Source organism: Candidatus Hydrogenedentota bacterium (assembly GCA_035416745.1).
In the GTDB taxonomy this organism is placed as follows: domain Bacteria; phylum Hydrogenedentota; class Hydrogenedentia; order Hydrogenedentales; family SLHB01; genus UBA2224.
In genome coordinates this window covers 202,228-221,048 of record DAOLNV010000002.1, presented here as the reverse complement: position 1 = coordinate 221,048, position 18,821 = coordinate 202,228, and the positions used below count along the sequence as shown (strand labels likewise).

At 60.1% G+C, this 18,821-nt stretch carries 14 protein-coding genes and 1 other RNA gene; 5 read left to right on the top strand and 10 right to left on the bottom strand.

Annotation, left to right across the window (positions count from 1 at the left end; all coding sequences use genetic code 11):
• Positions 1-4 precede the first annotated feature (4 nt).
• Positions 5-360: a transfer-messenger RNA gene (ssrA, locus tag PLJ71_01945) on the bottom strand.
• Positions 361-647: 287 nt separating this feature from the next.
• On the opposite strand from ssrA, the gene PLJ71_01940 reads away from it, so the two are divergent.
• Positions 648-2,027 carry a C45 family autoproteolytic acyltransferase/hydrolase gene (locus PLJ71_01940; protein ID HQM47415.1) on the top strand — a complete coding sequence of 460 codons (1,380 nt, stop codon included), beginning with the start codon at positions 648-650 and terminating at the stop codon, positions 2,025-2,027.
• 423 nt (positions 2,028-2,450) lie between these two features.
• Here the strand turns inward: PLJ71_01940 and smpB are convergent, their stop codons facing one another.
• The 3 genes from smpB to PLJ71_01925 all read right to left on the bottom strand — a co-directional run bounded on the left by smpB (position 2,451) and on the right by PLJ71_01925 (position 5,131).
• Complete coding sequence (gene smpB / locus PLJ71_01935; GenBank protein HQM47414.1) at positions 2,451-2,912, bottom strand: SsrA-binding protein SmpB; 462 nt, start codon at positions 2,910-2,912, stop codon at positions 2,451-2,453.
• 88 nt (positions 2,913-3,000) lie between these two features.
• On the bottom strand, positions 3,001-4,299 hold the full coding sequence (gene tolB, locus PLJ71_01930) for a Tol-Pal system beta propeller repeat protein TolB (GenBank protein ID HQM47413.1): 1,299 nt from the start codon (positions 4,297-4,299) through the stop codon (positions 3,001-3,003).
• A 10-nt stretch (positions 4,300-4,309) separates the two neighbouring features.
• Entirely contained in the window at positions 4,310-5,131 is an 822-nt protein-coding gene (locus PLJ71_01925; protein ID HQM47412.1) for a TonB C-terminal domain-containing protein, read from the bottom strand.
• A 154-nt stretch (positions 5,132-5,285) separates the two neighbouring features.
• Between PLJ71_01925 and PLJ71_01920 the strand changes: the two genes are divergently transcribed.
• Genes PLJ71_01920 through PLJ71_01910 form a run of 3 tightly spaced genes read left to right on the top strand, consistent with a single transcriptional unit; the run spans position 5,286 to position 8,393 of the window.
• Complete coding sequence (locus tag PLJ71_01920) at positions 5,286-6,740, top strand: glycosyltransferase family 39 protein (protein HQM47411.1); 1,455 nt, start codon at positions 5,286-5,288, stop codon at positions 6,738-6,740.
• 6 nt (positions 6,741-6,746) lie between these two features.
• Positions 6,747-7,487, top strand: coding sequence for a glycosyltransferase (locus tag PLJ71_01915; protein HQM47410.1), 741 nt, complete (start codon positions 6,747-6,749; stop codon positions 7,485-7,487).
• A gap of 9 nt (positions 7,488-7,496) precedes the next feature.
• Entirely contained in the window at positions 7,497-8,393 is an 897-nt protein-coding gene (locus PLJ71_01910) for a DNA adenine methylase (GenBank protein ID HQM47409.1), read from the top strand.
• Between the two features lie 36 nt (positions 8,394-8,429).
• On the opposite strand, the gene PLJ71_01905 is transcribed toward PLJ71_01910, so the two are convergent.
• From PLJ71_01905 to PLJ71_01880, 6 genes are all read right to left on the bottom strand, one after another.
• Positions 8,430-9,941 (bottom strand): response regulator, encoded by a 1,512-nt coding sequence (locus PLJ71_01905; GenBank protein HQM47408.1) that lies wholly within the window; start codon positions 9,939-9,941, stop codon positions 8,430-8,432.
• A gap of 77 nt (positions 9,942-10,018) precedes the next feature.
• Positions 10,019-11,404: an argininosuccinate lyase gene (gene argH, locus PLJ71_01900; GenBank protein ID HQM47407.1), complete on the bottom strand. Its 1,386-nt coding sequence runs from the start codon at positions 11,402-11,404 to the stop codon at positions 10,019-10,021.
• A 24-nt stretch (positions 11,405-11,428) separates the two neighbouring features.
• Complete coding sequence (locus PLJ71_01895; GenBank protein ID HQM47406.1) at positions 11,429-12,643, bottom strand: argininosuccinate synthase; 1,215 nt, start codon at positions 12,641-12,643, stop codon at positions 11,429-11,431.
• Between the two features lie 33 nt (positions 12,644-12,676).
• Positions 12,677-13,636: an ornithine carbamoyltransferase gene (argF, locus tag PLJ71_01890; protein HQM47405.1), complete on the bottom strand. Its 960-nt coding sequence runs from the start codon at positions 13,634-13,636 to the stop codon at positions 12,677-12,679.
• Positions 13,636-14,823: an acetylornithine transaminase gene (locus tag PLJ71_01885; protein HQM47404.1), complete on the bottom strand. Its 1,188-nt coding sequence runs from the start codon at positions 14,821-14,823 to the stop codon at positions 13,636-13,638. Before PLJ71_01885 ends, argF begins: the two co-directional genes overlap by 1 nt.
• A gap of 180 nt (positions 14,824-15,003) precedes the next feature.
• Positions 15,004-15,330 carry a zinc ribbon domain-containing protein gene (locus PLJ71_01880; protein HQM47403.1) on the bottom strand — a complete coding sequence of 109 codons (327 nt, stop codon included), beginning with the start codon at positions 15,328-15,330 and terminating at the stop codon, positions 15,004-15,006.
• 503 nt (positions 15,331-15,833) lie between these two features.
• On the opposite strand from PLJ71_01880, the gene PLJ71_01875 reads away from it, so the two are divergent.
• Positions 15,834-18,602 (top strand): beta-propeller domain-containing protein, encoded by a 2,769-nt coding sequence (locus PLJ71_01875; GenBank protein HQM47402.1) that lies wholly within the window; start codon positions 15,834-15,836, stop codon positions 18,600-18,602.
• Positions 18,603-18,821 lie beyond the last annotated feature (219 nt).

Genomic DNA, 18,821 nt, shown 5'->3' with positions numbered 1-18,821 from the left:
AAAATGGTGGAGGCGGCGGGAATCGAACCCGCGTCCGAAGGCGCTTCCACGTGCGCGTCTACGTGCGTAGCCTGTCCTTTGAGGATTCGCCGCCCGGGAACGCCTCAGGCTGGCTTTTCCGGGTCGCTAGACGGAATCGTTACTCGCCGTCCGAACGTTCCGCCGGCGTCCGGGGACGAGGCCCGCTGTCGTCGCCTTAGCCACCTAGCAGGCGGTCAGTGGTAAGACGGGCAACATTAAGCTGCCATTGCCAATGGTTCGTTGGCAGTTGAAACGTGATCGGCTTTTAACGAGGCCAACCGATCAACCTCGGCACGCAGCACACGCTTCTCTCACCCTCGTCGAAACCTTGTCGCCCCCACGAAGGGACGTGCGCGCTCGACGACAGGAACCAGAGCGTGCAAGACGCCATTATATCACATGATGAGCAGCTTGGGCGAAATGCCCGGTCTGGTGCGGGAATATCACGGCAGTCATTGACGGCCTTCGCGGCTCTTTGACAGGCAAGTCGTTCAAGCGTAGTATCTTTTCTGTCAAGAGGTTGGGGATGCACGCCTCGACACGGGTTGAGGCGAAACCCGTGCTGAAAATCACGACGCGGATCTCTGCGTCAAGTTCAGGTCGGCACTTTTTGCAAGGAGATTACCATGCATACGCGGAACCTTTTCAGTCTTTTTCTGCTGATGTTGCTCTTCTTCGGCCTCTGTTTGGGCTGCAGTCCCCAGAAATCCGAGCAGGGGTCTCCGTCCGAGCCTGCTGCCGAAGACACGCAACCGGCCGCACAGGCGCCGGCATCCCCCGTCCCCGGCGTGCTCTCGGAAACCGCCGCCAAGACGGAGGCCAAACTGAACGCCGCCGAAGAGTCCGCGGTTGAGCGCACGCTTCCGCCCGACCATTGGCTTGTCGGCACGAGTGACGAGAAAGACATGCTCCCCGCCGTTATCGCTCCGGAAGCACCGAGGAAACTGCTTGCCGAGCACGGCCCAGCCTACCTCGAACAGATCGGGACGACGCGCGTGCTCCATCTCAAAGGCTCGTATTACGACATGGGCGTACAGCACGGCACGCTGATGAAGAATGAAATCCTCGAGGGGGCCAAGCAGGTCAAGATCATTGGTACCTTGGCATGGAAGGAAAAGGACTACAGCGTCACCATCCGGGAAGCCTGGGAGCGTACCAGCCCATTCATACCCCAAGGGATTAAGGATGAGATCAGGGGCATGGCGGAAGCCACGGGGCTGACGGAGGAGGAGGTCCAGGATTTCACCATCTTCCCCGAGCTGTTCCATTGCAGCGGGTTTGCCTTCTGGGGCAAGGCTACCGCCGACGGCGCTCTCCTTCACGGCCGCGTGTTGGACTACATGCGCGACGCGGGACTGGACAAATACGCCTTGGTCATCATCCAGGAACCTGACGGTGCGAATGCCTTCGTCAACGTGGGATACTCCGGCACAATCGGAAGCGTGACAGGGATGAGCACGAAACGCATTGCCATCGGTGAGATGGGCGGGAAAGGCGAGGGGGAGTGGGACGGCATGCCGATGACGATTCTTGTCCGCCTTTGTCTCGAACAGGCCGAGACCCTCGACGACGTTCGCCGTATCATGTTGGAAACGCCGCGCACGTGCCAGTATTACTATTGCGTGAGTGATTCAAAAGCCGACGAAGGCAGAGGCAGTGCGTTCGGCGTAGCCGCGGAGCCCGACACCATAACGTTTGTCGCGCCTAATGAGAAGCAAGACCTCCTTCCGCGCCCGTTTGAAGATGCAGTACTGATGTCGGCCGGCAATCGGTACATGTGCCTCGCTGACCGGGTTGAGAAGATGTACGGCCAGATTACGCCGCAGATCGCACTGGACATGATGGCGCGCGGCGTGGCCATGAAAAGCAACATGCACGACGCTCTGTTCAAACCGGCCACCCTGGAGCTGTGGGTCGCGAACAGCACCGTGGAGCAACCGGCTTGTAACCTGCCGTATACTCATTACGACCTGAATGCGCTGATCAGTGAGCGTCCAGCGTCCTGACCGCGAATACGGGCAGGGGCGCCGTCATGAATGAATGGGTCACTACCGAAGCCTTGGCTATCCTGTGAGCCATAGGACGGTTGGGATAGCGCGCGGCACCCGGTAAAGAGTTCGGGTCTTGTGGACGGAGCGGGCGAGACGGACACGGTGGAGCGCGATGCAGGTGTCTCCACCAACGGGCCCCGCGGGGGGCCAGTTTGAATAGCCCCGGATGAAACCCGGGGACCATGCGGCCTGACAAAGCGCCGACTCTGAAGGGGTCAAGCTGGCCCGCTTCTTCTTGGATACGCTATCGATCGGATATAGGCACGTCCCATCGCCAAATCACGGCGAAGGCGACAAAGAAGAATGGCGGAGTGGAAACCCCGCCCCCTGTTGAAGGACACGTAACGCCGGTCCCAAACCGGAGTAGACGGCTCCTGCCTACTTCTTCCGTTTCATATCCTTGAGTGCGCGGTCGACTTCGCGGGATTGTTCGCGATCGCGGATGGTCTGGCGTTTGTCGACGGTCTGTTTGCCGCGGCAGAGTCCGAGTTCGATTTTGGCGCGGCCGTCTTTGAAATAGACGCGGAGCGGCACGAGCGTGAACCCTTTTTCGGCGATGGTGTGGCCGATGCGGATGATCTCGCGCTTGTGCATGAGGAGTTTGCGCCGCCGTTCGGGGTCATGGTTGTAGATGTTGCCCTGTTCGTAAGGAGCGATGTGCGCGCCTATGAGATACAGTTCGCCGCCTTCGACCTCGGCGTAGCTGTCTTTGAGGGTGATCTGGCCGGCGCGGATCGATTTGACCTCGGTGCCCTGGAGAGCGATACCGGTTTCGTAGTGTTCGAGGATGTGGTAGTCGTGCCGCGCGCGGCGGTTCTGTACGATGGTTTTTTCGCCCATGGTAGGTGTAGTGTCGCGCAAATGGCGCGTGTTTTCAATGTGTCACAAAGAATCAGGGCCGTGCGGACCTGCGCTCCGAGGTTGCAGCTTACTGTCTGCGGGGTCCCCATGTCGGCCCTTGAAAGGCCAACTGGGCGTTGATACTGATGCGCTGCTCCTCGCCCGTCTCAACGTTTACGGCGCCGAGTTCCCAGCGTCCGCTCCGTGTCGATGCGAACATTACATGGCGCGAATCGGGCGACCATGTGGGCGACTCGTTGCTTCCGGCTGAGTTCGTCAGACGCTTGGCCTCAGTGCCGTCTGCGTTCATAACGTAGATCTCGGGACCGTCGCCGGGTTTCTCGATCACAAAGGCGATCTTGGCGCCGTCCGGCGACCATACGGGGTCGAATGCGCGCCCCCCCTGATACGACAGGCGCTTGACGTTGGAGCCATCGACATTCATCACATAGATCTGGGGCGCCCCTCCGCGTTCGCTCACGAAGGCGATTTTCGTGCCCGTCGGATCAAATGTGGGCGATGTGTCGGTGGCGCTGTTATCGGTAATGCGCCGCCGATTGGATCCGTCGGCGTTCACCAGGTAGATCTCGTTGTTGCCGTCTTTGCTTTGGACCATGGCAAGCTGGTTGCCGTCGGGGGACCAGGCTGGGGCGACGTTGAGCCCTACCTGCTTGGACAAGGGCCGCGATTCGCCCGTCTGGAGGTCCAGAACGTACAGGAACGGGTAGCGATCTTTGTACGAAAGATACGCGATTCTGCGGCCGTCGGGCGAGAACTTGGGCAGGATCGAGATCGAGCCGTGCTGGGTAATCTGCTTCACGCTGGCTCCGTCGTAGTCGGCGATATAGATCTCTTTCTTGCCCGTGGCGCCGCCACTGAAGCAGATCCGCGACGAGGCGCACCCGGGCACGCCGGTCAGGTGGCGCACAATCTCGTCAGCGAACTGGTGGGCGACCAGCCGGTGCCATTCTTCGCCCTGCGTTGAAAGCCGCTTGCCGCTCACCATCTCGCCGGAGAACACGTCGAAAAGACGGCATTCGGCGGTGAGGGCGTTCGCGTCGGACACCACGTACACGTGCACGAGGAACTCGGCCTTGGTGCCGCGCCATGCATCGAAATCGATGGTTTGGGGGTCGCGCGTGAACCCGGTGAAGTTTGGAGGGTACGCGGTGGGCGGCACAATACCGAAAATGCCCGAGAAATAAAGGTCGTAGGCCAGAACGCTGGCCATGGTCTTGCCGAGCGCTTCCTGGCCCGGGGCGGTGCAGAAATCCGGGATGGCTATCGGGATGCGGCCCTCGGCTTGCCCCGTGGTGCCGATCTCAACCTGACCGAAGGCGAGAGGGGCACAAAGCACTACGATAACAGTCAGACACCAACTTCTCACAATACGTCTCCTATCGTACAAGGGTAAACGTGTAGACAACTTGAACTTCCGGTTCGCTGTAAGTATCGGGCAACTGCGGGAACGGGGCAGACAACTGCACCGCCCGCAACCCGGACTGGGCCAGTGCGGGATCGTTAGCCTCTTGAACGATCTCCGGTTGGCCAATGAGATTACCCTTTCGGTCGACCCAGAAGGATATCTTTGCCTGGTTGTTCTGCAGATCGATGGGAATACCGCCCGGGACGGTCCAGTAGTTAGTCACCTTCCGTTGAACCATCCGCGCCCAATAGGATAGTTCGGACGGGAGCGGATTCTCCATGGTCACACCCGTCTCTTTGGGTTTCACGGGCTTGACGGCCTCCTCGGCGGGCCGTTCCGGGGCTGGCTCGGGCTTGGGCTCGGGCTTGGGCTCGGGCTTGGGCTCAGGCTTTGGTTCCGGCTTGGGCTCCGGCTTTGGTTCGGGCTTGGGCTCGGGCTTTGGTTCGGGTTTGGGCTCAGGCTTGGGTTCGGGGGGAGGCGGTTCGGGTTTGGGCTCCTCCTTGGGCGGCTCAGGTTTCGGTTCGGGCTCGGGCGGCGGCGGTTGAGGCTCCGGTTGCTCGACCGCTTCTTCAACAGGTTCCGCATCGATATTCTGCGCATCGTCCAGAAGCTGCACCTGATACAGGGGGATCGGTTCCGGGGGCTCGTGGAATGCAAACACGATGAACACGCCCACGAGAATGAAGCCGTGGAGAAACAGAGAGACAACAACCGCACGGCGCAGCCGCCTTCCGGAAGCCGTGCTGCGCCAAACCAGATTGTAGTACCAGGAGGTGTCTCGCGGGACGTTCATCTTTCTACCATATCTAGGCCGTTCAAAATATTACAGCATACATATTGTCAAGTCAAAGGTTCTACCACAATCCCTAGTGGTTTCGGATGAGGGGCGCGGGTCATTAATCCCCATATATCGTGTCTTGGTTCCATCATTTGCAAAGTGGACTGGCATGCCCGTCTCCATTACAATACGGCGCATGGCAGCGGGGTTCCTCATAGACGGTTCTGAGACACACGCGGCGCAGCGTCTTGTGGGCGTCTACGTGCGCTGGCTCATGTGGTATCTTCTCGCCGCGGCGGCTGTATGGGCCCTGGGCTTTGAGGGCATCTACTATCATCCCACGCCGTTCTACGGTTTGCTGCGTCCTGAGCTCGACCTTGCGTCGCTCCCTTGGCATCTCCCGGCCGCGGCGGTGTTTCTCGGAGGGTTCGCATTGTGGTTCTGGCGTCTGCGGCGAGGGGACTGGTTTGAAGACAATTGGTCACCCAGGACGGGCCGCGTTTTTGTCGCGGGATTGTTGGTGTTCGCCATCTTGTTCCCAGCCGCTCTCGCGATGGTTCGCGAGGGCCCTTCAGGAATCGCCGCTCCCTACGAACGCCACGACAAAGAATACATCGTGGATATCGGGAAAGGCACATCGCTCCAGGGCCTTTTCCGCGACTACATCAAGATGCACCCGCACCTGTCGATGCACTCGAAGGTCCATCCGCCGGGTCCGGTGGCTCTGCTCTGGGTGTTCTCGATGGTCACGTTCACGCAGGCGCCCTTGCCTCTGGCCATCACGACGATTCTTTTCGGCGCGGCCGCGGTCATTCCGCTGTACTTCTGGACCAGGGACATGGCGGGGCCTCGGGTAGCTCGCACGGCGTGCACCCTGTACGCGGTGGTTCCGACGATCGTGCTGTTCACGGCTACCAGCGCGGACATTTTGTTCATGCCCTTTACACTCACAACGCTGTTCTTGTTCTGGCGCGCGTTGCACCGCCGCTCGATCCCTTATGCTCTGGCTGCAGGGTTCCTCTACGCGTTGATGTCGCTTCTGTCATTCTCGCTGGTTGCGATTGGAGCGTTCTTCGCGTTTGTGGGCCTGTGGCGTCTCTTCCAGAGAGGAAGCCGTCTGGCCGTGTTTCAAACGGCGGCATTGATGCTGACGGCCTTCATCGCGACGCATTTCGCCGTGAGGTGGTGGTCCGGGTTCGACGTCATCGCCTGTTTTCGGATATGCAAAGAGCAATTCGAAACCGATCAGGCGAACCTCGACCTCATCACGCCCCGTTTCCCGTGGTGGGCCTGGAAGTTCCTCAATCCCCTGTGCTGGCTGTATTTTGCGGGAATTCCCGTATCCGTGCTGTTTCTTCGCCGTCTACTGAAGCCCGAGCCGGATACCCGTACGCTCTTCCTGCTCTTCGCCTTGACGTTGTTGGTCCTGGACCTGTTCTACCTTGCCCGCGGCGAGGGCGAACGGTCCGCCATGTATATCATCCCGTTCTTGGTTGTCCCTGCGGCCCACTTGCTCGACCGCATCGGACGCGAAACCCGCAGCATCGGTCCGCTGGCGGCCACCGTATGTTTTCTGGCTGCCCAGTGCTGGTTGACGGAAACGATGCTGTACACGTATTGGTAGCAGGTTATGTGGGACGGCAAGAAAGTTTCCGTTATCTTTCCAACGTATAACGAGAAGGACTCGATTCGCGAGGCCATCGAGGATTTTTTCGCGTCGGGATACGTGGATGAGGTTGTCGTGGTCAACAACAACGCGGCCGAGGGCACCGACGAGGAAGTCTCGCGGACCAAGGCCCGTCTCGTATACGAAACGCAGCAGGGATACGGCCACGCCATTCAGAAAGGGCTGTCCGAAGCGGAAGGGGACCTGCTCATCATCTCCGAACCCGACGGGACGTTTTCGGGGCACGACGTGGCGAAACTGCTGGCGTATTCGGATGACGTGCCCGTTGTGTTCGGCACGCGCACCCAGCGGGAGCTGGTGTGGGAAGGCGCGAATATGGGCTTCTTCCTGAAGTGGGGCAACTGGGCGGTCGGCAAGATGATGGAATTCCTGTTCAATACAACCTTGCTGACCGACGTGGGCTGCTCGATGCGGCTCTATCACCGGGCGGCGTATGAAAAGATTGCTCCGCAGTTCGCCGTTGGCGGCTCGGCGTTCGGGCCGCACCTCATGCTGCTCACGATCCTCAACGGCCTTCCCTTCATTGAAATCCCGGTAAACTACCGCAAGCGCGTCGGAGAATCGTCGGTTACAGGCAGCAAGGTCCGCGCCTTCTTTCTTGGGCTTGAAATGATTCTTATGATACTGCGGTACCGGGTGAAATCCTGGTTCGGATGGCGGCCGTCCGAGCGGAAATCCGTCTGAGAAGCCGCGATGCGTGAAAGCGGACGCAGAGACTCGCTGAGAGAACAGACGCAGCTCCCGTTTGTTCAGGCATCCGACCCCATGAGAATGCCCGGACCTTTTCTGAAATGGGCGGGCGGCAAGCGGCAACTGCTTCCTGAACTTATGGGGCGTATCAAGCGCCTGGAAGGATTCGGCCGGTACCACGAACCATTTGTGGGGGGCGGCGCGTTGTTTTTCGAACTGTACCGGCACGGCGCTCTCGAAGAACCCGCGTACCTTTCAGACAACAATCCCAACCTGGTGGCCGCTTACGAAGGGGTGAAGCACGATGTGGAGCAGGTCATCGCTCTGTTGCGCGAACATAAGGCGTGCCACTGCAAAGAACACTACTACGCCGTGCGCGCAACGAAGCCCGAATCGCTGGCTGCCAGGGCCGCGCGGATCATCTACCTCAACCGGACCTGTTTTAACGGTCTTTTCCGCGAGAACAGCCGGGGCGAGTTCAATGTGCCGATGGGCCGTTACAAGGACCCGCGAATCTGCGACGAAGCCAACCTTCTGGCGGTGTCCCGGGCCTTGCAGCATGCTTGTATAGAGACGCGGCCATTCGAATCGGCGCTGGACCGCGCGCAACCCGAAGATCTCATATATTTCGACCCTCCGTATGACCCCGTTTCAGCCACGGCCAGCTTCACGGCCTATCAAAAAGGGGGGTTTGGAGAAGCAGAACAGCGGGCACTGGCGGTGGTTGTCCGGGAATTGAGCGCGCGGGGCGTTCATGTGCTGTTGTCGAATTCGTGGACGCCGCTCGTCATTGAACTCTACAGCGGTTTCGCGCTCGAACAAGTCTTTGCGAAGCGGAACGTCAACAGCCGGGCTGACAAACGAGGCGCCGTACCCGAGGCTCTTGTGGGGAATTTCTGAACGCGGCGGCATCTGGGGGAAACCGGCTCGAACACCTCAGCCCGTAAGACTCACCTCTCCCGTCTGGAGCATGTCGATGAACAGATTGACGATGCGGGCATCGAATTGAGCGTTCGAGCAGCGCCGTAATTCCTGAACAATGTGGTCGCTCGGCATGCCGCGCCGGTACGCCCGGCTGCTCGACATGGCATCGAAGGCGTCTGCCACGGTCAGGATGCGCACGATTTCAGGGAGCTGGTCGCCGGCCAATCCATCGGGATACCCGTTACCATCGACGCGCTCGTGATGATAACGGACAAGAGCGAGGTGGCCTTTGGTGAGGAAGTGGACGGGTTCCAACACGTCATATCCAATAATGGGATGGAGGCGTATCATATCCCATTCCTGATCGGAGAGCGGCTCGCATTTGTTGAGAATGCCGTCGTTGACGCCGATCTTGCCGATATCATGCAGCCCTGCCCCGAGGTTGAGCAGGTCTATTTCGGGTTGAGGCAGCCCGAGGCGCCGCGCGGCCAACACCGACAGGTCCCGCACCCGCTGGCTGTGTCCGTGGGTATAGGGATCTTTTGCTTCAATCAGGAGCGCCATCGAGGTGAGCGTGGATAGGTGCGATTGTTCGATATCGTTGATCAGGCGCACGTTTTCGATGGCAATCGAGGCGTGATTGGCCAGAACGTTCAGGGTTTTCAGGTCTCCCTCGTTGAACTGGCGCCCGTTTTCCTTGCTGCTGACATTCAACACCGCGAGCACCCGGGGACCGTTCCCGGCGGGCGCCGGATACCGCCAGCCATCGACGGGGGCTTTGCGTTCCAGCGGCACGGAGATAAATGAGGCATCTTTGAGATGGCGGCTCCTGCTCTTGATCTCAGGTTCCTTGCCGATATCTTCAACCAGAAGGGGCGACGCATGCTGGGCGACCCACCCCGATATGCCTTTCCCGATGCTTACCGAATCGCGGGTCGCCTCTTCGGGCAGTCCCACGCTGGCAGCGACTTCAAGGGCGCGCCCGTCGCGGGTGGTGAGCATGATCGAGCCCCGCTTGGCACCCACACGCTCCAAGGCGGCTTTGAGCACGAAATCCAGCAAGGCCGCTTCATCACGATACCGGACAACTTGCTCGCTGTAGGTGAACAACTCCGTCACTTCACGGAGACGCGCGTTCTCGTTGGCCAGATGATATCGTTCAAGGGCATTGGCGACCGCCAGCTTTATCTCACTGAGACTGAAAGGTTTAAGAACGTAATCGTAAGCGCCTTCCTTAACGGCTGCCCGGGCGGTCTCAAGCGTGGCGAAACCGGTCATGACAATGGGGATCAGGGTGGGCTTCAGTTTGCGGGCTTCACGGATCAGCTGGATGCCGTCCATCTCGGGCATCATAATGTCCGTAAAAAGCAGGACAAAATCATCGAATTTCTGTAGTAAGTCCAATGCTGCCCGGCCATTAGACACTGCCTCGACGGGATAGCCCTCTTCCGCAAGAATATCCCACATTAGCTCGCGGATGACCGCCTCGTCATCCACAACCAGAATCTTGGAATGTTCGGCCATGCGTGATCCCCAGTTTTAGGACTGCATTTCTAAGTTTACCACATAATCGGCTGCGGCGTTTGCCAGATACTCGGGAATTACCCGTTACCAGCATCTATTACACGCCGCGCCTTACGTAAAGCCGCCCTAACCCGCGCGGGCGCGGTACCCCCTGCGTGACAGCGGCGGCTCACCATGCTGTTCAGCGTAAGCCTTGACAGAATATCACCCTGGAACTCCGGAGAGAAACCTTGATATTCCTTGAGAGACAGTTCCGGCAGCCTTTTGTCGTGGTCAATGGAATACCGCACGATACGCCCCACAATTTCATGGGCCTCGCGGAACGGAACACCTTTTTCGGCCAAGTAGTCGGCAACATCTGTCGCCTCCATGAACCCTTCCTGGGCTGCCGCTCGCATACGGTCGCCCTGGACGATTATGGACGGCGTCATGCGAGCCAGGACGGACAAGCACACCCGCAAGGTGTCGCACGCATCGAACAGCGGCTCTTTGTCCTCTTGCAGGTCGCGGTTATAGGTGAGGGGAAGGCCTTTAATGACGGTCAGGAGAGCCATCAGATCGCCATAGACGCGGCCGGTCTTGCCGCGCACCAGCTCAGCGACATCGGGATTCTTCTTTTGAGGCATGATGCTCGAGCCGGTGGTGAACGCGTCGCCGATCTCGATGAATCCATACTCGGGAGTGGACCAGAGGGTCAGCTCTTCACACCATCTCGAGAGGTGCATCATGCAAATGGCGGCGTTCGCGCAGAACTCGATAAGATGGTCGCGGTCCGCCACCGCATCCATGCTGTTTCCCGAGATGCGCGCAAACCCCAATTCGCGGGCCACCATCTTGCGGTCGATGGGGTAGGACGTCCCCGCGAGGGCGGCCGACCCCAGAGGCAGCACGTTGACCCGCTTGTACAACTGGCCGAAGCGCTCCTGGTCCCGTTCGAGCATTTCCACGTAGGCCAGAAGATGGTGGGCCAGCAACACAGGCTGGGCATGCTGCAGATGCGTGCATCCCGGCAGAATGATCTCGAGGTGCGCCTCGCCCATGTCCAAAAACGCGCGCTGCAGCCCGCGCACCAGTTCCCGCACGGCGTCGATCTGGTCGCGCATCCAGAGACGGACATCGAGTGCAATCTGGTCGTTGCGGCTGCGCGCGGTATGAAGCCGCTTGCCCGCGTCTCCAATGCGCCGGACCAGAGCGGTCTCGATATTGGTATGCACATCCTCCAGCGAAGCATCGAACACAAACGTTCCCGCAGCGACCTCCTTGGCGATCTCGTCAAGACCGGCAATGATTTTGCGGGCATCGCTCTTCGAGATGATCTTGCATTCGCCGAGCATACGGGCGTGGGCAATACTTCCGCGGATGTCCCACGGGGCGAGACGGGCGTCAAACGACACGGATTCGCCAAGCGCCTCGACCAGCGCATCCGCCCGGTCCTGAAAACGGCCTCCCCAAAGCTTCGCCATCCGCGTGTCCTCGTGCGCGTGCTGCTACAGCAATCCTGCCCTGTTCCGAACCCGTAGCCGCAGGGCGTTCAGCCGGATGAACGCACCCGCATCGGCCTGCTGATAGGCCCCCTGATCTTCCTCAAAGGTCGAGATCTTCTCGTCGTACAACGATTTCGGCGCCTTCCGGCCAACCACCGTGCAGTTTCCTTTGTACAGCTTGATGCGCGCGGTGCCGGTCACGTTGTGTTGCGACGCATCAATGAAGGCCGTCAAGGCTTTCATCTCCGGCGAATACCAGAATCCGTTATACATCAACTGGGCGATCTTCGGCGACAACTGGTCGCGCTGGAGCATCACCTCGCGGTCCATGGTGATGGATTCCACCGCCCGATGAGCAGCATACAACACGGTGCCCCCCGGTGTCTCGTACACGCCGCGCGATTTCATGCCGACGAACCGGTTCTCGACCATATCCACACGGCCGACGCCGTTAGCGCCGGCGACAGCGTTGAGCTTGGCCAACAGCGCGGCCGGCGAAAGCGCCTGGCCGTCCACGGCGACCGGCGTACCTTCCTCGAACGCGACTTCGACGTACGTGGGCGCATCGGGAGCATCCGCGGGATCGACGGTCAGCTGGAACATATCCGCCGGCGGTTCAGCCCACGGATCTTCGAGGATGCCGCCTTCGAACGATAGATGGAGCAGGTTGCGGTCGCACGAATACGGTTTCTTGAGCGTCACGGGAACTTCGATGCCGTGCGTCTTGGCATACTCTATCATTTTTGTGCGGCTGGTGAGTTCCCATCTGGGGTCGCGCCAGGGGGCGATAATCGTGACCGACGGCTCCAATGCCAGGTAGGTCAGTTCAAACCGCACCTGATCGTTGCCCTTGCCCGTCGCGCCGTGAGCTACGGCGTCCGCCTTCTCCTTGCGCAGGACCTCGATTTGGGCTTTTGCAATCAGCGGGCGCGCCACACTCGTGCCCAGCATATAGCGCCCCTCGTAGAGCGCATTCGCCCGCATCGCGGGGAACACGAAGTCCCGCACGAATTCCTCGCGCAAATCTTCGCAATGGACACTGCATGCGCCCGTCGCCTTGGCCTTCGCGACAGCCGGCGCGGTTTCTTCGCCCTGCCCGATGTCCGCGATGAAGGCGACGACGTCGGCTTTGTAGACTTCCTGGAGCCACTTGAGAATCACCGACGTATCAAGTCCGCCCGAATACGCCAAAACGATCTTCTTTATCTTCGCCGCCATAGCGTTTACTCCCTGCTGAACACCGCCGCCGCATTACGCGCCGGCGTGTTGCTTCTGTTTCCGATTCAGACCACGGGCGTCTTTCTTCATAAGGGTGAGCATGACCGCCTTCTGCGCGTGCAGACGGTTCTCTGCCTGGTCAAAGACGATCGATTGCGGGCTGTCCATGACCTCGTTGGTGACTTCCTCGCCGCGATGAGCCGGCAGGCAATGCATGAACACGGCGTCCGGTTTGGCCATGCCCATGACGCGCGCGCTCACCTGGTAGCCGGCGAAGGCTTTGGCGCGCTCGGCGCTCTCGGCTTCCTGCCCCATGCTGGCCCACACATCCGCATACACGGCGTCGGCGCCCGCGAGGCCTTCCTCCAGTTGGTGAGTTATCGTCACCTCGCCCTTGCCCTCGCGTTGGGCGAGCCGGAAGATGTCTTGATCGACCTCGTACCCCGGCGGGCAGACCAGCGTTACGTTCAGAGGGACCCGCGCCGCGAAATGGAACCACGAGGCGCAGACGTTGTTGCCGTCGCCCACGAACGTGAGTTTCAGATTCTCGAACGCGCCTTTGTGTTCGCGAAGCGCCTGGGCGTCGGCCAGGATCTGGCAGGGATGCAACTTGTCCGTAAGCGCATTGATGACGGGTATCCGTGCGTAGGCCGCAAGTTGTTCCACTGTCTCATGACTGAACGTCCGGGCCACGATGCCGTCCACCCAGCGTTCGAGGTTGCGGGCCACATCCGGCACGGATTCCCGCTCTCCTAAGCGGATATGCCCCGTTTCCAACATGATCCCGTGGCCACCCAGCTGGCTTATGCCGGTCTCGAAGGTGACGCGGGTCCGCAGACTGGGTTTTTCGAAAATCATGGCGAGGGTCTGGCCTTCCAGAGGATGCTCGCGTTTGCCCGCTTTCAAATCGGCCTTGAGCAGATCGGCCAGCTCGAGCAATGCGAGTATGTTGGCGGTTGTCAGGTCGGCCAGAGATAGAAAGTCGGTAAACATCAGACCTCTCCCAATACTGCGTCCAGGGCGGAAACCACGCGATCGACGTCCTTCCTGGTAACGATCAACGGCGGCACAAAACGCAGGACGTTGGGTCCCGCCGGGCCGCACACGATGCCGGCCTCGAGCATCCTGGCCAGCACGGGCGCGACCGCATCCCGCATCTCGACGCCGATCATGAGCCCTTTTCCGCGGACCTCCTTGATCACCGGGTGCTTGGCAGCCAGCTCCGCGAGCGCGTTCATGAAATACGCGCCGGTTTCCTGCACGCCCTCGAAAAAGCCGTCTGCGAGCATCACCTCGAGGGTTGCGAGCGCGGCCGCCGTGCACAAGGGGTTCCCGCCAAACGTCGTGGCATGCATCCCCGGCGCAAAGCCCGAAGCCGCCTTTTCCGTGCATCCCATGGCGCCTATAGGGACACCGTTGCCCAAGGCCTTTGCGACAGTGATGATATCCGGTGCTATGCCCGCGTACTCATGACAAAACAGTTTTCCGGTGCGCCCCATGCCGGTCTGAACCTCGTCGAAGATCAGCAGCAGTCCACGGTCGTCACACAGACGCCGGACAGCGGGCAGATAGTCCGCGCGGGGCACGCGCACGCCGCCTTCGCCTTGGATGGGCTCGAGGATGATGGCGCCGGTTTCGGGGGTGATGGCCTCTTCCAGAGCCGCCACATCGTCGTACGGAACATGGCTGAACCCGGGCATCATCGGCTCGAATCCTGCCTGGTATTTCTTCTGGCCCGTGGCGGTGATGGTGGCCAGCGTGCGGCCGTGAAACGAATGTTCGGCCGCGATGATATGGGGCTTGGGCGTCCCCTGTTCCGCCCAGTACCGCCGCGCAAGTTTGATGGCCGATTCGTTCGCCGTGGCGCCGCAGTTGGCGAAGAACCAGCGGCCGGCGAACGAGTGCGCGCTGAGAAGCTGCGCCAACCGGACCTGCGGCTCGATGTAGTACAGATTCGACACGTGCACAAGAGTGCCCGCCTGGCGGCAAATGGCTTCCGTGACGGCAGGATGGCAATGGCCCAGGCTGACCACGGCGATTCCCGCGAAGAAATCGAGGTATTCCTTGCCGTCGGCATCCCACAGGCGGGTTCCCGAACCTTTGACGAAAGCAAGCTTCCGCTCGCCGTAGGTGTTGATTATATACCGGTCGTTTAATGCTTTGATTTCCGCGGTGTTCACAGCTCTTACCTCTTTTCGCTGCCGTCTGCACGGCGATTGCGGCAAAAACAGAACGATCCTCCCCCCCTGCATTCTCTACCCACGCCGCTCGCGCGTAGAGGACCGGAACGACTCACCGCTGCCGCCGGCAAGTGAGTGACCCTATGCAATACAAAGCTGTATGCAGATTTCGAGCGCGTTTCACGCCGCTTTCCCGCCATCCGGCTTCTTTTTCCCCGAGGATTCGGACTTGCCCGCACTCTCGGGTTTCGAAGCGCTTTCGCTCTTGGAGGCAGTTTCGCCCTTTGCAGGTTTTTCTTCCGTCGACTTGCCTTTTGTGCGCCCGTTCTTGTAGTCCGTTTCGTAGAAGCCGGAACCTTTAAAGATGACCCCGGCGCCTGTTCCAAGCAGCCGCTTCATGCGCAAACTGCCGCAGGCCGGGCATTTCACGCGGGGGGACTTTGTCATCGCGTGAAAGACATCCACCGTGTGATGACAATTGCGGCACTCGTACGTGTACGTTGGCATCGCGTTCGATACTCCTGAATCCCAGAACTCTCGCAGGATTCACCGAAACAATCTGCTCTTTCTCAAGAAGACAAGCATTACCCCTACGAGAAACGGGTACTTTACCACGTAACGGAAAGCAATTCAACGTTCCCGATCACAATGAACCCAAGCAAATGCAATGGTTTAGCCAACATGCCCCCTTTTCTGGCGGGAACACTCGGCCCCCATCAATCACGACGAGACCTTGGCTGGCGGGGGCAACGCAACTCAGACAGTCGTTGCCCGCCGGCGCTCTCCGTAGGCTCCCCGTTGTGAACCCCCGTCTTCTCGTCTTGCCAGTTCTTCGACGTTGCCTCGAAGGCTGTCATCTCTACCGCGAAAGAAACCGTAATAGCGGCTGTTCCTGGTGGTAGAATAAGCATAAGGGTGTATCGTTTGAGGCTGAGTATGGGGCGATCGAGGGCTCGATCTGAACCTGTAGGCCCGCCCGAAAGAAGCCCTGCTTACCAAGGAGAACGGTCATGCGCCGATACTTCTCAATCCCTTGTGCTCTTGTGGTGTTAGCGGTAGCCGTGGGCTGTCCGTTCGTGCTGCCGGAAGACACCGGTTACCAGTTCACCAGCGCCGATCTGCGCCAAAGCAACTACGGATGGTGGAGGTGGGATGAGGCGCCAGACGCCGTAGCCGACGGGGAAGGACAAGAAGGTGGAGATGTCTCGCGCGAAGTGACCGAGCCCGACGTCTTCCGACGAGATGCCAACATTCTTTACGTATTGAATCAATACCGGGGGCTGACCCTGGTCGACTTGGACACCGAAGAAGTCCTGGCCCAGCTTCCAACTTACGGGTATCCAAGGGACTTGTACGTGCGCGACGGCCGCGCCTATGTCCTCGTCGGCCAGGCAACAAACTACGAAACGGACGGCAACACGATAAACTATACCGTTCAGGGCCGGCTGTTCATCGCCGATGTTTCGGCGCCTGCATCCGCGAAACTCCTTTCCTCCATTGCCCTGGAAGGCGATTTTGTCGACAGCCGGCTGGTCGGCGACGTCCTCTACGCGGTCTGCGCCGAGTTCGACTGGTATTGGGACGGCGTGGTCGCCGTGAAAGACCAATCCAGCGCTTCGTGGGTGACCAGCGTTAACGTGGCAGACGCGGACAATATCTATCAGGCGGACCAGGTCTCGTTTGGCGGAACGGGCAACGTGATCCAGGCTACGCCGACAGCCATTTTCGTGGCGTCTTCGGCCCAGTGGACCTCGGAGCCGACCACGATCACCTACGTGGATATCAGCGACCCAGAAGGCACGATGGAGGTACGCGGCTCGGTGGATGTGCGCGGATACGTGGCGGACCGCTACAAGCTGGACGCGTGGGAAGGGACGTTGCGCGTCGTGACAGGCGCCTGGGAAGACCAGCGGCGCGTCTTTCTCACGACCATCAATCTCGCGGACCCCGACAATCTCACGGTGCTTGCGGAACTTGAGCTGGAACGCGCGTCAGGCGAATCGGTGTTCGCTACCCGGTTTGACGGGCCCAAAGCCTATATCGTGACTTTTCTAGTCAAGGATCCGCTGTTCGTGGTTGATCTGTCGGATCCCGCCGCGCCCACTCTCGTGGGTGAACTGGAGGTGCCCGGATGGTCCACGCATATTGAACCGCGCGGCGACCGGCTCATCGCGCTGGGCGTGGACGATACCGAAGGCCAGCGCGTGTGCGTGAGTCTGTTTGACGTGGCGGACCCCGGCGGCCCGGCGCTCATTGACCGTGTTTCGTTCGGAGAGGCGTGGAGTTGGTCCAGCGCTTACAGCGATGTCAAGGCTTTCTCGGTGTTTGATGACCTTCTGATAGTCCCCTTCAGCGGCTGGAACGATTCGGGCGGGTATGAACGGCTTCAGTTCGTGTCGTGGTCGCCCGAAGACTTATCCGTGCGCGGCCACGTCGACCTCACGGGCGCCGCGGTTCGTTCCTTCGACTACGAAGGCAACTATTACGGCATAACGATGGAACAGCTGGTGACGATTGACGGGAGCAACCTGGACGCGCCGTCCGTCACAAACCGGCTCGTGCTTGCCGAATATGTCGCCGATTTTCTTGAGGTAACGCCGGAAGTGGGCGCCGAAGTGATTGCCCACTACGACACGGGGAAGACGGTCGTTCGACCCACCGAACTGACGAAAGCATCCGGCGCTGAAGTCGAAGTCGAGATTGGCGAACTGGTGGACACGGTGGTCTACGGGAACTTGGTTGTTCTCGTGGGGGCCAGCTGGGTCGAGTCGCCCTACTACACGGTGGCCATCGTCGACTGCTCGAACCCGGCGCAGCCTCTGGTACTTGACACCCTCCAGGTACCGGTCCAGCCGCTTTACTGGTGGTATTGGCCGGTGTATCCCTATGGCCCGGTCCCGGAAGTCGACCGCGACGCCTCGACGGCCGATGCCATTATTGGACGGCCGTTCTACCCCTCATATCACTCGGATGCGGTCTTCCTTCTGGGAGACAGGCTGGTATTGCGCTGCCGTGCCGACAGTTACGATACGGTGTTGGGCCCGGACACAGCGGATCAAGGGCTCGCCATGGTTGACCTTGCTGACCGGGTGTTCGCGGGCACGGCGGGCCTCGCATTTGACAACATCGTCTCGCTCAACGCGGCGGGCGCCAAAATGTATCTGACCACCTGCGAACCGGTCGAGGTCGAGCCAGTGAAGGAGCCGGACAACCCGCAATGCGCCTATTTCGTTACGTCTATTGACTTGGCCGGAACCCCATCGGCGGGTCCGAGCGCGAACGTGCCGGGCATCTTCGTCCAGTACGAGCCCGGAAACGGCGTGCTGGCGTTGAGCGACGACCAGTGGCTCGAAGGCGGAGAGTTTCAATCCTACTTGCGGACCGTGCACTGGGATGGCGCGGAAGAGGTTGAATCCCTCGACGAGATTCAACTGTCGGAGGGCACGAGCCAAATGCTCGGGCGCGGGTCAAAGGTGTATCTGGAAACCTATGCCGAAGGACTGAAGTTGTACGCGGTCTCGGTCTCGCCTGACGGTGCGTTGGCGCTGGGCAATCCGGTCTTGGTGACCAAGGACTGGGGGAGCCTTCTGGACGCTTGGGGTTCGAGCGCCTACGTGGTTCTCGGAGGCAACGCCATCGCCCTGTACGACTTCAGCTCCGGCGAGGGCCTGCTCGAGGAAATCGTCCCCGTAATGAGCACACCCTCGAAACTCCGCTTTGGCACGTCGGCGGCCTATGCTTCGACAGGCTACTCCGGCGTTGTCAAACTTCCTCTCTAGCGCCAACGGCAGGCCATAGCGCAGCCCCCTGGAGCGCCAAGGGTGCGAAACATGCCGGCCCGGTCTGAAGGGCCGGGTCAGCGGGCGTGTATAGCCCCATAGGGCCGAAAGCCCGGCACATCCGGGCGCCTCACGTTGTAGTCCCGTCGGGATTGACCTCATCCGCGGAGAATGTCTGTGCCTTCTTCCCGAAGACGTGTCCTGTTTTGGGGGAGTCAG

Bases quoted from the DNA above. Each gene is read 5' to 3' on its own strand.
- PLJ71_01925 (HQM47412.1), bottom strand. From the start codon at position 5,131: ATGAACGTCCCGCGAGACACCTCCTGGTACTACAATCTGGTTTGGCGC.
- argH (HQM47407.1), bottom strand. From the start codon at position 11,404: ATGGCGAAGCTTTGGGGAGGCCGTTTTCAGGACCGGGCGGATGCGCTG.
- PLJ71_01880 (HQM47403.1), bottom strand. From the start codon at position 15,330: ATGCCAACGTACACGTACGAGTGCCGCAATTGTCATCACACGGTGGAT.
- PLJ71_01915 (HQM47410.1), top strand. From the start codon at position 6,747: ATGTGGGACGGCAAGAAAGTTTCCGTTATCTTTCCAACGTATAACGAG.
- argF (HQM47405.1), bottom strand. From the start codon at position 13,636: ATGTTTACCGACTTTCTATCTCTGGCCGACCTGACAACCGCCAACATA.
- PLJ71_01895 (HQM47406.1), bottom strand. From the start codon at position 12,643: ATGGCGGCGAAGATAAAGAAGATCGTTTTGGCGTATTCGGGCGGACTT.
- PLJ71_01910 (HQM47409.1), top strand. From the start codon at position 7,497: ATGCGTGAAAGCGGACGCAGAGACTCGCTGAGAGAACAGACGCAGCTC.
- PLJ71_01920 (HQM47411.1), top strand. From the start codon at position 5,286: ATGCCCGTCTCCATTACAATACGGCGCATGGCAGCGGGGTTCCTCATA.
- PLJ71_01940 (HQM47415.1), top strand. From the start codon at position 648: ATGCATACGCGGAACCTTTTCAGTCTTTTTCTGCTGATGTTGCTCTTC.
- PLJ71_01905 (HQM47408.1), bottom strand. From the start codon at position 9,941: ATGGCCGAACATTCCAAGATTCTGGTTGTGGATGACGAGGCGGTCATC.
- smpB (HQM47414.1), bottom strand. From the start codon at position 2,912: ATGGGCGAAAAAACCATCGTACAGAACCGCCGCGCGCGGCACGACTAC.
- PLJ71_01875 (HQM47402.1), top strand. From the start codon at position 15,834: ATGCGCCGATACTTCTCAATCCCTTGTGCTCTTGTGGTGTTAGCGGTA.